Source organism: Chloroflexota bacterium, from assembly GCA_016219275.1.
GTDB lineage: Bacteria > Chloroflexota > Anaerolineae > UBA4142 > UBA4142 > JACRBM01.
On the sequence record JACRBM010000043.1, the window covers coordinates 1 to 16038 of the forward strand.

13 protein-coding genes are annotated in these 16038 nt (G+C 56.1%); 1 reads left to right on the forward strand and 12 read right to left on the reverse strand.

Annotated elements, in window-relative coordinates; all coding sequences use genetic code 11:
- Positions 1 to 342: 342 nt before the first annotated feature.
- From HY868_11210 to HY868_11245, 8 genes are all read right to left on the reverse strand, one after another.
- On the reverse strand, positions 343 to 747 hold the full coding sequence (locus HY868_11210; protein MBI5302697.1) for a hypothetical protein: 405 nt from the start codon (positions 745 to 747) through the stop codon (positions 343 to 345).
- 125 nt (positions 748 to 872) lie between these two features.
- The gene (locus HY868_11215; GenBank protein ID MBI5302698.1) at positions 873 to 1799 is read right to left on the reverse strand and encodes a TerC family protein; all 927 of its coding nucleotides are present in this window, start codon (positions 1797 to 1799) and stop codon (positions 873 to 875) included.
- A 194-nt stretch (positions 1800 to 1993) separates the two neighbouring features.
- A complete protein-coding gene (locus tag HY868_11220) occupies positions 1994 to 2596 on the reverse strand; it encodes a YfbM family protein (protein MBI5302699.1) in 603 nt (200 codons plus the stop codon).
- 295 nt (positions 2597 to 2891) lie between these two features.
- Positions 2892 to 3557: a response regulator transcription factor gene (locus HY868_11225; GenBank protein MBI5302700.1), complete on the reverse strand. Its 666-nt coding sequence runs from the start codon at positions 3555 to 3557 to the stop codon at positions 2892 to 2894.
- On the reverse strand, positions 3547 to 5886 hold the full coding sequence (locus tag HY868_11230; protein ID MBI5302701.1) for a GAF domain-containing protein: 2340 nt from the start codon (positions 5884 to 5886) through the stop codon (positions 3547 to 3549). Before HY868_11230 ends, HY868_11225 begins: the two co-directional genes overlap by 11 nt.
- Before the next feature lie 151 nt (positions 5887 to 6037).
- Positions 6038 to 6508 (reverse strand): lasso peptide biosynthesis B2 protein, encoded by a 471-nt coding sequence (locus HY868_11235; protein MBI5302702.1) that lies wholly within the window; start codon positions 6506 to 6508, stop codon positions 6038 to 6040.
- Positions 6492 to 6785, reverse strand: a complete 294-nt coding sequence (locus HY868_11240; GenBank protein ID MBI5302703.1) for a PqqD family protein — start codon at positions 6783 to 6785, stop codon at positions 6492 to 6494. The genes HY868_11235 and HY868_11240 overlap by 17 nt, the downstream gene beginning before the upstream one ends.
- A 52-nt stretch (positions 6786 to 6837) precedes the next feature.
- Entirely contained in the window at positions 6838 to 7677 is an 840-nt protein-coding gene (locus tag HY868_11245; protein ID MBI5302704.1) for a sulfotransferase domain-containing protein, read from the reverse strand.
- A gap of 573 nt (positions 7678 to 8250) precedes the next feature.
- Here HY868_11245 and HY868_11250 point away from each other — a divergent pair.
- Positions 8251 to 9591 (forward strand): S41 family peptidase, encoded by a 1341-nt coding sequence (locus tag HY868_11250; GenBank protein MBI5302705.1) that lies wholly within the window; start codon positions 8251 to 8253, stop codon positions 9589 to 9591.
- A 90-nt stretch (positions 9592 to 9681) separates the two neighbouring features.
- Here the strand turns inward: HY868_11250 and HY868_11255 are convergent, their stop codons facing one another.
- The 4 genes from HY868_11255 to HY868_11270 form a co-directional block, all read right to left on the reverse strand.
- Positions 9682 to 10344, reverse strand: a complete 663-nt coding sequence (locus HY868_11255) for a hypothetical protein (GenBank protein MBI5302706.1) — start codon at positions 10342 to 10344, stop codon at positions 9682 to 9684.
- 123 nt (positions 10345 to 10467) lie between these two features.
- Entirely contained in the window at positions 10468 to 13632 is a 3165-nt protein-coding gene (locus tag HY868_11260) for a hypothetical protein (protein ID MBI5302707.1), read from the reverse strand.
- Between the two features lie 108 nt (positions 13633 to 13740).
- Positions 13741 to 15414: a TIR domain-containing protein gene (locus HY868_11265; protein MBI5302708.1), complete on the reverse strand. Its 1674-nt coding sequence runs from the start codon at positions 15412 to 15414 to the stop codon at positions 13741 to 13743.
- 40 nt (positions 15415 to 15454) lie between these two features.
- Positions 15455 to 15892: a toll/interleukin-1 receptor domain-containing protein gene (locus HY868_11270; GenBank protein ID MBI5302709.1), complete on the reverse strand. Its 438-nt coding sequence runs from the start codon at positions 15890 to 15892 to the stop codon at positions 15455 to 15457.
- Between the last annotated feature and the right edge of the window lie 146 nt (positions 15893 to 16038).

Below are 16038 nucleotides of genomic sequence, written 5' to 3' on the forward strand. Positions count from 1 at the left end.
GCGTTCCGCCGGGCGTCCATCCCTCATTGCATTCGGGACAATTGCCTACGTGGACGCGAAATTCGCCCGCGTACTATAGCCCCGTAGCGAAGCGGAGTGGGGGCGGGCGACCAGCCAACGGCTCACGCGGGGCAATTTCAATTGCCATTTTACCGGCGGGCATACTACAGTTTCGAAAAAAGAGGTGTTTGAAGAATAGCATAGTGAGAAGGTAAAAAGAACTACCAGATGGGGGGTTTTTTATCCCCCACCTGGTAGGGTGGCGCCGAGGTTTCGGCTCTATGCCCGCTCGCGGGTCTGGAGCGATCATCAAGATTAGAATTCAGCGTTTCAACGCCGCGTTCACTTCATCGAGATGTTCACCCTGGTGCAACGCGAGCACGATCCCGCGTTTGTTGTAGGTGTAGATTTCTTCGAGTAATGCTGGCGGAAAACTTTCCAGTCGTTTGTCCAGTTGTTGAGCCGATTCAATCGCGATCCGCGCGGCGGCGCGCGGCGGGATCGCCGCCCACAGAGCGGGAGCGATAGGTCGTTCACAAAAATATCAATTTCTGGGATGAAGAGTTTGCCATCGCGTTCGGTCATATCGAGGTCGTACATCACGCGGCGATCCCAGAATGCCAGATGCGCCAGAGCGATGGCGACAGTCCAGCGTTCGCCGACGGCGTGTTGCATTTCATCGTCGGACAAGCGCGCCGCCACTGCGCGAATGCGCTCGGTGGATGCGCGGTTTTGTGCAATTCCCACCTTTCCATTGCGCGCTTTGTTTGGCGTTTTTTACCCATTGAATACGCTGGTTTTTATAAAGTAACTCAAGCCCGCAAAAAAAGAACGCGCAATCACGCCTACTTTAATTCGGATCAAGCGTTCCATTATTTTGCTTTAGCGTCGCGTCGGTTCGCGAAGATTGAGGCGACGATAGACACGGTTAAGATGACAGCAATCACGCCGAGTGAAATGGCAATCGGGATTTTAATGTCGAGCGCGGCGATAATCATCTTGATACCGACAAAACCAAGCACCAGGGAAAGACCGATCTTTAGATAGCGAAACGTGCCTATTGCGCCTGCCAGCAGAAAGTACAACGCGCGCAGTCCAAGTATTGCAAAAACGTTAGACGTATATACTATGAATGGGTCGGTGGTTATGGCAAAGATGGCAGGGATTGAATCCAGCGCAAAAATGAGATCGGTGGTTTCGACGACGAGTAGCACGATGAACAATGGTGTTGCGACCAATTTGCCGCTCACGCGTGTAAAGAATTTTGCGCCATCATACTCTTGCGTAACAGGCATGATTTTTCGGAAGAGGTTGACGACAGGATTCTTTTCAGGATGCATGCCGCTTTCGTTCTGCGTCGCAAGTTTAACTGCAGTGTAAATCAGGAACGCGCCAAAGATGTAGATGATCCACTCGAATTCGTGAATCAATGCTGAACCGACGGCAATTAGAATGCCGCGCATGATGAGCGCCCCCAAGATGCCCCAAAATAATACCTTGTGTTGCAATTCCCCAGAGGTGTGGAAGTAAGAAAAAATGACGACGAATACGAAAATGTTATCCACACTGAGCGACTTTTCAATCAAGTAACCCGTGAGAAATTCGAGACCTTTCTCACTGCCCTGCATGTAAAAGATTGCCGCGTTGAATGCGAGTGCAACTGTAATCCACAGGAGACTCGTCAATAACGCCTCTTTGGGTTTAATAGTATGCGCTTTGCGATTGAATACACCCAAGTCCAGAGCCAGCATGATCGTGATGATTGTGGCAAAGACTGCCCAGTACAGAAATTCGTTCATGTTTTCTCTACTTACGAGTGTTCAAGACTGACAGATGAATTAACGATGCTGTCAAAACGCATAACGGTGTGCGTTACCCGCTGGTGGGCGGGACGAGACAACGCCTCTTTGATGGAACCAGCTTCAAGCCACGAAAAGCGCTTGAAAACGCGCAGACTCCCCAGCGTCGGGTGCACGCTTTGTTAGGCGCGTTTTCATGACAAGCAAATTACCAGACCAAGGTTACGCTCTGCTGCTTGCTCAACAAAACTCTTTAGAACGCCAAAATACTCTTCACAGTAACCGAAAGTATCGTCTTCTTCAGGATTGCGCTCCCAAATGTCTGGATAAATCTCTAACTTTGTCATTTCTATAGGGTCAAAACGGCTTTTGAGAAACTCGCCATCAATTGGCTTCAATGCCGCATTTATCTTGTGGACGTCATCCGATGTGAAAACTCGGGCAGGACCATAACCGACATCAATATCACCAACTTCACCCCCACCCTTTACTAGGAAATTCAGAGGTGCTTCGCCTTCCCACGCAGATTTGGTAAGCATGTAGTGTAGACCGTGCCACGCTTTGTCAATATCTATATCGGCGATTTCATCTTCGGCGAGTAGGAGTTCCGCTGGTTGTTCAGTTTTACCATTCTTTCGTCCAAAAACCTTGCTGAAGAAACCCGATGGTTCTACACGGGCATTTTCATACGGATCTGGATCAGCTGAAGCAATGACTTTCCAAATAAGTGGCGGATCGGCAAGGACTTTCTGAATATTTGTATCGCTCAATGTGTAAATTACTAAGCACATGCTCATATTTCATTTTCCTTGAAGCGCCTAACTATGACTTAAGCGGACAAATTTCCGCATGAGACCCCGCTGGGATTGTTATACAGAATTCTTTCTGTATAATTACCTATGTGCGGATTATATAACAACTCCCAGGAAAGGTAAATGACATTGGGTAGCTCGACAAGGCTTTGTCATTGTCATTTCGACGAGCCGCGAAGCGTTTGCGAGGAGAAATCTCTGGTCGCGCAGGAAAAAGATTTCTCGCTTCGCTCGAAATGACAGCCTGGCGCGACTTTGACAAAGCCCTAGCAAGTCCCCTCTACTTGATCAACCCCAGCCGAATCGCCTTCACCGCGGCTTGCGTGCGGTCGTTCGTCCCCAGTTTTTGCAGGATGGTATGCGCGTGTCCTTTAACTGTTCCGACGCTGAGACTCAACACATCCGCAATCGCTTGATTCGTCAAGCCCTCAACCATCAAACGCAAAATATCTTTTTCACGCGCGGTCAGCGGCTCGATGTTTTCGGGTGGCGTGTCTTTACCGCCTGGCTCATTCTCCAAGTTGCGTAAGACGCTTTTGAGAAATTGGCTATCCACCATCGAAGTGCCGCTCGCCACCGCATAGATCGTCGCGAGCAAATCTTCCCGCGCGATGTCTTTGAGCACGAATCCCACCGCGCCGGCGGACAGCGAACGCAAGAGGTACGCGGTGCTGCGATACGTCGTCAGCATGATCACGCGCGCCGACGACTTGGCATTCATCAATGTTTCCAACGCCTGAATGCCATCCATCCCCGGCATTCGCACATCCATCAACACGACGGTCGGTTTGAGTGCCAGTGCCATGCGAACCGCTTCGTCGCCGTTTTCCGCTTCGCCGACGATCCGCACGCGCGGCACGTTGAGCATACTGCGTAACCCAGTGCGTACCATCGGATGATCGTCGGCGATGACGATGGTGATTTCCGAATTCATGTCACTGCTCATTCACGCTCCTCTGAAATGCCGCGAGGGGTATCCGTACTGAAATGCGCGTGCCGTGCCCGAGCTGGCTCGTGATCTCGCACGCGCCGCCCAGCATCTTGGCGCGTTCCCGCATACTGATCAAACCAAGCCGCTCGGTCTCATTCGTCAAGGCGGCAAGATCGAAACCACAGCCGGAATCCTGCACCTGCAAAAATAGATTGTTGGCATCGGATTGCAAATCCAGTTTGATGGTGTCCGTATGGGAATGTTTGCGCGCATTCGCGAGCGCCTCTTGCGCGATGCGAAAGATCGCGGTTTGGACCGCGGGACTCAATTCAATTCCATCCAAGTTAATCTGGGTTTCAGCGCGCCAACCTTCCTCCACGCACACATCAAGCACATAACGCCGCAGACCTTCCGCCAGACCCCAATCCTCCACGGCGGTCGGACGCAGTTCGGTGATGACGCGGCGCGCTTCGGCAATCGCGCTTTGGATCAACGCGCGACTCTCCTCCAACTCGTGCCGCGCCGGCGCGTCCACGACCTGGGCGATCATCGAATTCAACGTTTGCAGGTGCATGTTCGCGCTAATCACGAGTTGCGTCAATCCATCGTGCAAATCCAATCCAATCAGGCGACGTTCTTCATCTTGAATCTGCGCCATCTTTTGCATCAGCGTCCGCACGCGCTCTTCGCGTTCAGCCAGACTGGTATACAGACGCGCGTTGCCCAGTGCAACCGCCGCTTGATCGGCGAGGAGACTCAAAATCCGTACGTCTTCACTCGTAAAGGTGCGCCGCGCGTCCAACACAATGTGCAACACACCCAGGATTTGTTCGCTCAGTTTCATCGGGAACGCAGCGGTGGAGGGCGCGGACCAACTTTGCGTATCGCCGGAATTGAACAGCGGTTCGCTCAACGCACCGTGGACGACGTGCGGTTGCCCAGTCGAGGCGACCACCGCGACGAGACTATCGGGACGCGGCGGCGTGGTCGCGCTGCTCCCATGCCTGCCGGCACTGGCGACCAGTTGCAATGCCCGCGCCGCGTCATCGCGCGTAAAAATGTACACGTTCGACGCCTCGACGAGACCCAGGACGCTCGTGGCGATGGTGTTCAACACCTGGTCGAGATCGAGCGTGCTCGTAATGTGGAGACTCACCTGACGCAGTGTTTCGAGTTCCGCGAGACGCGCTTTCAAGCGCAACTCGCGCGTGGCGAGGTCGGTCATCATGTTGTTGAATGCTTCGGCGAGCCGCTTGAGTTCGTCGGTCGTGTTGACCGTGACCGGCTGTTCGAGATGACCCGCCGCGACGCGATCCGCGCCGCGCAGCAACGCCAGGATGTTTTGATTCATGCCGCGCGCGAGGCGTGTCGCAATGAACGCGGCAATCACCGTCATCGTGATCGGAACGACCAGACTGACGAGGATGGCGGTACCGACCGCCGCCCACAAATTCTGTTGCGCCTCGGCTAATTGTTGCGCCTCATGCGGCTGGATCTGTCCGACAATGACGCGTTGACCCGCCTGAAACATTTCGGCAAAGAAACGCGCGTACAACGATTGCTGTTGATCGCGATCGCTGATCAATTGCGAGCCGATGTTTTGCAGGCGCGCGAACTGCGCGTCAATCCGATTCGCGCCGTCCGCCTCTGTCGCACGGTTCGCCATCGCGCGATACTGGGTCGCGTACTGCTGAAACTGGATCGTCGTCGCCGTAAATTGCGCGCGCGTGTTATCGTCCGGCAGGGTGAGATACGCGGTGACTGCCAGCAACATCCCCTGCGCGTTTTCGTTCATGCCATTGACCACGCGTTGGAAATCGGGATCGGTTCCGCGCAAGGGGAGCACTTGACTCAGCAACAAACCGGTCAGTTGCGTCTCCGTGTCGAGCATGATTTCCAAATCGCTGGTCTGTTTGTCGTGCAGGCGAATCAAGTCCTTGCCGAGGTTGGCGGCATTCTGCCGCGTCTGCGCGAGTTCATTCGCCCAACGGCGTTCTTCATCGGTCGCGGCGAGCGATTGATACGTCGCCACGCTCGCGCCGAAAAGTGTGATTTGATCTTCGAACTGGGTTGCAAATCCGGCGGCGCCTTCAAGGTGATAGCGGTAGAGCGCGGCTTCGGCGTTGCGGAGTTTTTCATGCGTCTCGACGGCAGCCAACTGGCGCACGCGCGCGCTTTCGATCACTTGAAGCGAGGAGGATACGGAGCGCGCGAGAAAGAAAAGCGCGAGGATGTTGATGATGACTGCCAAGCCAAAGAGGAGCATCAGCACGAGCAGGCGCGTGCGGATGCTAATGTTTTCGATTCGATTGAGCAATCTATGCCAGACCTGGGTCAATCCCATCGCCCATCCAAAACTCAGCGCGACGATTCGATAGCCAACTAACTCTAGCGTATTCTTCTACAAACACGATCACAACTGCATGATACAAGAATCAAGTATCATCGTCAATTGGAGCCGCCCGCGTGAAAATCTCGCGCCGACTGGTGTTGCTCTATGCTAGGTCGCGCTTGGCTGGGTTCGCCGCACAAAATGTCGAAACGACGGTAAACCGTTCACGTCCATGCGCGCCGGCGACGATGCCATCCCCGCAACGCAACCAGGCGTGAGCCACCATCTTTTCCGGCGCGGTCGTATCTTTGGCAACACCCAGGTAGAGCGTGGCGGGAATGCCGCGGCGCTGCAACAGGATGACGGCGGCTAGCGACTCGACCAGACACGTGCTCAACCACGGCACGCGCGCCGCGACGGCATGCACTGCCCAACCGATGCACGCGGCTTGTGCCGCGCGCACAGAATCGAGCGTGACGGCATCAGCGCCTTGCGTCAAGCCCAGCCCGTCGGCAATGCGGCGGAACGGAAACAAGTGAATTGCCGCGCGCATCATGCCAAGCCAGACCAATGCTTCGAATAACAACCAACGCTCCGACCAGGACGTGGCGCGCAATTTACGCAGACGGTTTATCCAGCCCATGCACCATCTGCTCGCTTTCCAATTCAGCCAGGAAATGCAGGACATCGTTGGCGATCTGCTCCGGCGTGCCCGCGAATTCCTGGCTCAATTGCCGGCACAATTCGTCCACGCGGCGCGGCGTCTCCAATAATTCCCAGATGCGTTTGCCGATCTGATCCAGCGCGATATAATTGTCGCTTGCCAGATTGAGGATCACAATGTCTTGATCCACCGCGCGGCTCACCAACCCTTCAGCGCGCACAACGCGCGTGTTCAATTCAATTGTCATCTACTCTTCTCCACTGCTCACTGCTCACTGCTCACTGCTCACTGCTCACTGTTTACTGTTCACCATAACCAAATCGTCGCATCGTTTCACCATGTGTTTCGATCAATCGTCGCGCCAAATCAGGCGGCAACTCTTCCCGCCACGCGCCGACTTGCCCGCGTCGGAAAAATGCGCCGGACGCGGCGACGGATCGTTCGCGAAATCCCTGGGTCTGTTCCTGTCTTTGCAATTCCGAAAAATCGGAAAAGGCGACGGCGTGACGCACGCGCGTCGCGTCCCAGGGCAACCCGCAGAAACGCACCACCGCGCCAAACACGGTTTCTGGATCGCGGCGCAGGTCTTCGTAGCGCACCACATGCACGCGCAGACCTGATTCGTCGAGCCAGGAACGCGCGTGCCCGCTCCACGAGCCAAGCGATTGGCGCAGTTGATCGGACAGTCCGCCGAGCGAACGCGACGTGGCGAACGTTGGATCGCAGAGATTTTCGACTGCCTTTGCCACGCTCACGCCATAATGATGCGCGACCGACATTGCCATGTCCAACGGATTTCGTAAAATATAAATCACGCCGGCAGTAACATCGCTGGGAAAAAGCGGCTCGCCGCGATCCGTGCGCGCCCACGCGTCGTGAACTTTCATGTAGAGCATGTCCGGCGTTTCCCGCGCGAGACAACGATACACGCCGGGACGCAAGCGCGCGATGACGGCATCGCTCAATGCCGACGCTTCGACGCCGACCCACTCGTCGAACCAGAGGCGCGCGCTCGCGATCGGTCCGCCATCGAGCGCGTTGATGTTGGCGGGCGCGTCCGCCGCGCGCAAATAATTCGTGAGCAATGCGCGCATCCAGGTGTTGCCGGATTTGGGGTAGGAAGCAAGCCAGGTTATCATCAGTCGTCAGTCGTCGGTAATCAGTATTCTAGCCACCTGATCGTTTGAAAAATGGACACGGATTAACATAGAATAACACAGGTAATCAAGGAAAAGAAATCGAGACTGTGGTACGGGGTGTCCCTCCAAATTTTGGAACACTCAACCTTGCGAAGGTTTTGACGACAAATCAAATAGGATTGCCGTTCAACCTGCGCAAGGTTTTTTCACCACCCAAAAACTTGACGCACACCCTGTGGTACGTCCGCTGATGCGGATGTGCCAACTCGAGCGTTTTGATGTAAACTAGAGCTATGAACCCAACACCCTCCAGCACCTCATCCAAACTACTTACTAACAATTCTATCACATCTCATACCCACTACAAATGGGGGTACCACGGCAATTCTCGTTGAACCAAATACGTTGCGGCATCCGAGAATCAAGACCTCGGCGTGCTCAAAATGATTGCGTAAGAACCCCGATGCGCCACCGACTCAACTTGCTTCAGCACCCGCCGGAGTTAAAGTTGTGACGGAGATCGGTAACCGGGCTATCGTCTCAACTGGTCCGACATTTTTAACGGAGGAAACTATGCCAATCTATCTACGACGCATCTTGATGCGCGTGATCATAGTGTTCGTTTTGTGTCTCGGCATCGGCGTTGGAATTGTGTTCGATCACCAGGTCCTCGCCGCGCAAGCGCAGACGCCCACGCCAGCCGGACCCGATATGCAATTGATCGCCGAAGCGTGGAGCAAGATTGACCAACACTATGTAGACAAGAGCGCCAAGCAAACCAAGCCGCTCACGTATGGCGCGATCAGCGGCATGGTCAACGCGCTCGGCGATACCGGGCACAGCACGTTTATGACGCCGGAGATGGTCAAGGCGCAACACAATTTCCGGCAAGGGGCGTACGAAGGCATCGGCGCGCAACTGGAATCGAAGGATGGACACCCGGTCATCATCGCGCCGTTCGATAATTCGCCAGCGCAACGCGCCGGCTTGCGCGCGGGTCACATCATTCTCAAAGTCAACGGCGACGTGGTTACGGGTCTGCCGTTGGAACAAGTGATCAGCCGCGTCCTGGGTCCGGCTGGCACAGCGGTCACGTTGACGATCCTGGATCCGCAAACGAACCAGACGATGGATCTGACCATCGTGCGCGCGCGGATCACGCTGAACAATGTGACGTGGCAACAGTTGCCCGGCACAACGCTCGCGCATTTACGGATCGCCGCGTTCAGCCAGAACACCAGCCGCGATCTGCGCGCCGCGCTGACCGAGATTCAGCAACAGGGTATGACCGGCATCATTTTGGACTTGCGAAATAATCCCGGCGGATTGTTGAGCGAAGCGACCACCACCGCGAGTCAATTCTTGTCGAGCGGCGATGTGCTTTTGGAAAAAGACTCGCAGGGACAAATCCGTCACATCGCGGTACGCCCTGGCGGACTCGCAACCCAGGTTCCGCTCGTGGTCTTGGTCAATCGCGGGAGCGCGAGTGCGTCCGAGATCGTGTCGGGCGCGCTGCAAGACGCACAGCGCGCGACGCTGATCGGCGAGACGACCTTCGGCACCGGCACCGTGCTCACCGAGTTTGGGCTGTCCGACGGCTCGGCGTTGATGCTCGCGATCCAAGAATGGCTGACGCCGAATGGACGCGTGATTTGGCACAAAGGGATCATCCCGGATAAAACGGTCACACTGCCGGTGACCGCGCGTCTGTTGATGCCGGAAGGGGAACGCAATTTGACGGCGGAGCAACTGCGCGCGAGTGAAGATCAACAATTATTGCGCGCCATCGAAACACTCATAAAGTCCGCGCAACAAGATAATCCATTCCCAGTTCCAACCGACGCGTCCACAATCGAGGTGTCGCAACTCTTGGCGCTCAACCTGGACTATTTCCAGCGATTTGCTTTTGTGTAATGACAAGACCGTCTCTGATTCAGAGACGGTCTTGTTTTATTCACCATCAGGCGCGTTGGATTTGCGATGCGGCAAGCGCAGACTCACGCTTCAACAGCCCGCGATTGCGCGCATCCCCTGCAAAATCGGATCGGTTGTCCCGCGTGTGTTCTCGCAAAACTCGGCTCTCCAGGTAGCTGGGTCGCCGGCGATTTGAGCGCCGAGGACAAACATTACGCCATAGCCGCCGGCGCGGCGCGCCAACACCATGAAAACATTCGCAAAGTTGGCGAGGGCTTGGGCGCGATCCGTCGCATGTCCCACCGCTTCAATCGTCAATGGATAAAAGTCGCCGGCGGGACCTTCCAGTTTCACTGTCAGTTCACCGACCTTGGTTCCCGGACCACCCAAGGGCGCGGTGAATTCCTTTTGCCGCGCGAGTTTAATGGAACGTCCGGCGGGAACGACAGGATCAATCTGGTTGGGATGATCCAATCGCAAATCAATCAACGGCTCGGCATTTCCAATGGAAATCAAAGTGTACTTGGTGCTGTTGAACGAATCCGCGCCGGCGGTATTGCGCGTTCGCGTGATCCAGTACACCGGATCAACGGTCTGGTCAATCGCCGCGCTCAAGTTCGCGGACGAGTCAAAAGCCAACACCGCGTCTGGCGCGTTCGCCAAGGAATATACCGCGCGTTTGCCAAAGTACGGTCCGAGCGACTTGCTTTTTTTCATCTCGAACGTTGCTTCAACCACGAATTGCGAAGCCATTTAGCACTCCTTTTTTGACCTGGGTCGCTAGCGCGATTGTAACCACTTTGCCGATGCCAAACTACTTTGTTGTGCGAAAATTTGAAGGCGCACCTCCTTTCTGCTCATCCGATTGCGTCACAGTCAAAGGTCGAGTTGGATCGTCGTGACCACATTCACCGCGCCGTACTTGAGCGCATAGTAGCCAGGTTCGAGTTGTGCGTAAACGATCCGCGTATCCTCAGCGTTGCCGGCAATTTTCTGGACACTCCTTTTCAACCACCATAACTCCTCAGGTCGCGGATCAACGACGAGTGTGGGCGTCGCTTGCTGTAAATAGAAAACCGCCCAGCGACTAGTCCAGCGCGTAGAAGGCGCAAGCGCGATGACCTGCTCGGTCTTTAGCGTCGGCACAGTGATGCCCGCTAACGCGTCAACCTCATCTACCGGTTCCCATACCTCGTTCACGCGACGCCACAGTCCGTACAGCGCGGTGCCTGCCCAGAGCACATCGTCCTTCGCAAGAATTTGCGTGACCGTGGCATCGTGCGGTAAATCGCCGCCGTCGAGTCGCGTCCATTCCCAAGCATGGTTGCGCGAGACGCCTTTGAACGCGCCGCTCGTCGTGCCCGCATACACCGCGAATTCCGGCGCGGCGCTGACGGCAAGGCAAAGCACCGCCGAATCATTCAGGTTTGCTTTCGTCGCAACCTGGATTTGATGTTGCGTTTCGCCATTCTGGTCAATCTGCAATTGCCAGATACCGACGTTGCCCGTGCCGACGTAAACCGTCGCGTCGTTCGACGCGAGACACGTGACCAAATCATCGGCTTGGCGATTTAAGACAACCATCTTCCACGAGCCATTCGCGGCGCGCGTCCACACTGCGTTGTAGCCAGCGATGCACAATGCCGATACCGCGTTCGTCGCGATGGCGAGATCGAGCGCGAGCCGACCTTCGAATTGCGTGCCATTTTGCGGGTTGTAGAATGTCCAGGTCGGATTCGGATGCAACGCGCCCAAACCGCTCCCCACAAATGGGTCGTCGTTCGAGGGAGTGGCAAGTGCAAAGAGTCGCCCATGTTTGGCGTTCTTCCATGCCGCGACCTTGCGCCACCGGGCATGGTTGGGACCTTGCTGATAAACCTCGGTCTCCGTCGCGGCGTACCACGTGTTACCACGAACGGCGAGCGCAACCACATCGCGCAAAAATTCATTCGGCTGATTGTCCACCAGTTCGTCTTCTTTGCGCGACCAATTTTGTCCGTCAAAGCGCATCACGCCGGCATCTGCGCCGACGACGACCGATTGCCCCGATGTGGTTAATGCCTGGATTCCTTGGTTGGTCACGATGCCACGTTGTGAGAACAGCACGCGCAAAATTTCGCGCCATTCGATCTGGGGGAATTCAACTTCGGCGGTGTACGAGAGCGTCTCGCTGGCAAACTCGAAATTGGAAACGAGTTCACTGTCGAATTTGATGTACGCGCTCAACGCTAAACGATCCGCCACATCAACGCCGACGAGTGTTCGCAAATCCCACAACACGCGCGCCCAGACCATCGCCGCATCATACACCGGTAACGCGTCCTCACTGACCACGGCAAGCGGATAGAGATTCGGCAAAGCGAACAGGTCTGCGCCGGCGATGGCGTCTGGACGCGTCAGCGCCCAGCGTTGTCCCCACCCTTTGTCAACGCCGGCGACGACATCCTGGGCACGATACGCCGCGCGCGCCCACAACAACGCGGGGTCCGTTTGCTCGGCGAGTGAGCGCGCAAAATAATTGGCATACCCCTCCAACAACGAACGCGCAAAGGGCGGCGCACCGGGCGAAGCTTTGAACGGTTTTGGATTGAGCAGCCACATCAACGCGTGCGCGACTTCGTGATAAATCAACTCCGGGTCAAGCGCCGGTTGATGCACTAAATTCGCGGCGGTCTCGATGCCATCACCTGGGTCTTTTTGAAACGTGATGCGCGGCGGCGTACTGCCGAAATCGAACTTGGTTCGCGCAATCGTGTCCACGACTAGGTCAATGTGTGTCGCCGGATTCAAGCGCGCGCGAACACTGTTGGGTTGTCCAGCGCAACCGTTCTGAAAATAGGTCAACATTTTGCCGGCGTGATACGCCGCGTTCGCCGCCTTGAATTCGGGCGTGCTCGGATCATGGCTCAACGGTCCTGCTTGCCATTGGAAAGGAACCTCGCCGTTCGCCGTTTGAATTTTGACATGGATGAACGCCGGCGTAGGATCGGCGTCCGGAAAATTGCCGGTCAGTTGCGCGTTCGGTACGAGTTCCCAATGCAACGCCTCGCCCGCATTCGAAAACGCCACCGCGTTCGCGTGCAACGCGGACGATTGCGGCAAACCGAGCACCTCGCCGGATTCGCGATCAATGAACAGCGTCCAGGTTTCTGTGTCATCGGGAGAATGCAATTCAACCTGGGTCGCGAGAAAATACTCTCCACCGAAAGGCAGTACACACGATTCGCTCCCGGCATAATGCACCACCCGCGCGTGCCAACCGGCAAACGAAGGCACGGCGTCCACACATTTCACCACGCGATTTCGTGCGCGTTCCACGAGTTCGATTTCGACTTGCGCGTCTGGGTTTGGCGTACGCTCGGTATAGTGCGCTACCGCATTGAGCGCGATGCAAACGGCTTGCTCGATGGAGACCTCTGACTTGAAGGCGAGATCGTGCGGCGCCGGGAAAAAAGCGCTCGTCGCATAGACGCGTCGCTCCTTCGCCGTGATGTGCACGTTGAGCGTACCGCCATACACCGGCAATTCGCCGGAGAATTGTTGGTAACGCACGTCCGCTTCCACCTCGCGCGTCAAGTCGTCCGGCACAAGACGCCACACCGATTTCCACTCGATTGTTCCGAACAACGCTTGCGAAATCATCGGATTGTTGAGCCACGCCGTTGCCTTCTCGACCGGATTAGACCAACTCACTTGATCCGATTGCAACCAACCTGGGAGATGCGTCGGCAGACCGGTCGCCGCCGAGCGTTGTGCGCGCCAAGTGAACAAGGTGTTTTTGAATTCCTGTTGCATCTTGGCGTACTGTGGTTGGTAATCGCGCAACGCGGTTTGCGAAATCTCCAGCTCTTTCGCGTCGGCATTAAAGCCGCCGCCCACGAACGGGTCCTGACCAGGCGATAGCACGCGGATATTCGCTTTGTCGTCGTGGGGGCGAATGATTGGCGATTGACGCGAACGTTGCGGCGACAGTTCGCGCGCGAAGCGCGATTCGCCGCGCGGGTAAATCGAATTCGCAGCCGGACGGCGTACGTGATTCACGAGCATCCTCCTTTCTTTTCGTAACACTGGCGTCATTCTTTAGCGAAAACTCTTGCGAAGGTTTTTCGATTAACCCTTCGCAAGGTTGACTGAATTCCAAAATTACTTTTATGGCAACAGCGCGCGATACCAGGGCACGATTTGATAACGCAAGACCCGATTGCTGGCGAACACGATGCGCGAGTTCATCAACACGAGCGGGACATCCGCCGGCGCGCGCGGGTCTTGGGCGAAATACAACAGGCAAGCGAAACAAAGATTCACCGGCGCAAGTGTGTCGGGAGTGCCTGCCCCGCGAACATAGTTGTAATAAACTTTGCCGAAAAAATCCGCCACGTACCAACGCGGTTGTGCGTTGCCATCTACGTACAATCCACTTACCGTCTGCGAGAATTCGCCGATTGGGTTCGACGGCGCACCGTTTTCGATTCTCCAGACATGATACGGCTTGGCATCATACGGCGCGCGAAGATCCTGGGTCAACATCACGATCTCGTTTTGCGGATTCGGCGCGTGGGCTAACGCAAGATAGCGATAGCGTTGCATTCCATCGTGTTGACGTTGCCAACATGCGCCATCATCGCGGCTATAGTACAAACCGGCATAACTGGGTGGACGTTCAGTCGCGCCGCTACCCACGTACAGTCCGGCATCCGTCATCAACATCGCGTTGACCAAAAAATTTTCTGGCAGCGCGCGCCCAGCCGCGCCCGGACATGCTCCTGCCGTATCCACGCGCGTCCACCGATTGCCGCCATCTGTCGAGCGCCACAAGCTGCCGCCGGTGACCGCGACAAAGACCAGATCAGGATTGCTGGGTGAAACTGCCACCAATTTGAGTTGCTCGGGTACTTGACCGACACCGACCGCGTCCCAGCTTGCGCCCGCATTGTCGCTCCGAAGCAAGCCGACATCGCTCGTCGCGGCATACACGCGACGTCCCGTTGCCGCAAACGATTTGATTGCCGCGATCGTGCAGGTCTGACCAGGTAGCTTGAACTCGAGCGTCGCCGTGACCGCTTTCCACGTTTGCCCGCCATTCTCACTGCGCCACAAGCCCGGCAAATCGGCAACCTTTTTGCAATCGTTTGCAAAATCGCTCGCGGCGCCGACGACGAGCGCATCGTCCACGCGCAAAATGCGGAACGCGTCTTGCGCGGTGTGCCCGAGATCATCGCGCAGATCAACCGCGGACCACCCGAGTCGCGGCGCAAACGGTCCTTGTTGACCCAGCATCAATATCAAAACACCGAGCGCGGTCAACGCGATGGTGTAACGCCGAATCTCGCGCCGATAGCGCCGAACCCAGCGTCGCCACGCACTCCAATCCCAGCCACGCGGGAAAGGAACGGGAATCACATCTTCAACATCGCGGCGGACGCGCGTGAATTGCTGTTCCCATTTCTTTTGGTTTGTGAAATCGGCAGAGGTCAATTTGGGCTTGGTGAAAATTTCGGGCAGGTCACACGGCTTGAGGATGAGCGGCAATAACTTGCGTCGTTGCGCCAGTGGATCGTCGTACCGCAACAATTGCGCCTCGAACACATTCAATTCGCTTGCCAGCCACGCCGGCGTCACTACGACGAGCGAACGATAACTGTGCGCGACCGCGTGTTGAATGTTTTCGATTTCCGGTTTGCCCACCACAAAGTCGCGAAAGCCGACACACACGCGCAAGTTGGCTTGTTCCAAGCGCGGCAAGAGCCAGTCTTCCACCCACGCGCGGTCGGCGGAAGCATGGCTCACAAAAACATCGTACTGGGCACGCGCGTTCTCGGTCATTCGACACCTCCAGATAGCGCGTTCGATGGTCTTGGTGAGGTCAGGTTGGGGTGGATGAATTGGATGGAGGACGCACGGCATTGATCAGGCGCGTCCAGGTTAGTGGGTCGGGCTGGGAGAAATCCAAATACGTCAGCATCCGAATGCGGAGAGGCAATTCGCAACGTTCCAGGAGCAGTGGGATGACGCGGCGTTGGCGCGCGGCAGGATCGAGTGTTTGGGCGAGGATGTTTTCAAAGGCAGTCCATTCGCTGGCGAGGTAGCGCAGGGTAATGACCAACAACGTTTTGCGAGTAGTGAGCACCGCGCGCTCCATTTCGGTTACGCTAGGCGCGCCCGGTTCGAAATCGCGGAAATCAATCAGAACCGCAATGCCCGCCGCTTCGAGTGGCGGCAACAGATGTGCGCGCACCCAGGCGGCATCGTAGTGACTGTAGCTGATAAAGAGATCGCGTGTCGTGCTGTTCGTGTCCGGCATAGACCCTTCGATACATCATTCGAATCATCGCGCGCGGACTGAACTGGTTCGCGTTCGACAGACTTTTCAGGTTCAGTACTTCACGAAAGCATCCTGAGCGGCGCGGCGTCCTGAGCGTAGTCGAAGGATGCGTCTACGGGCTGAAT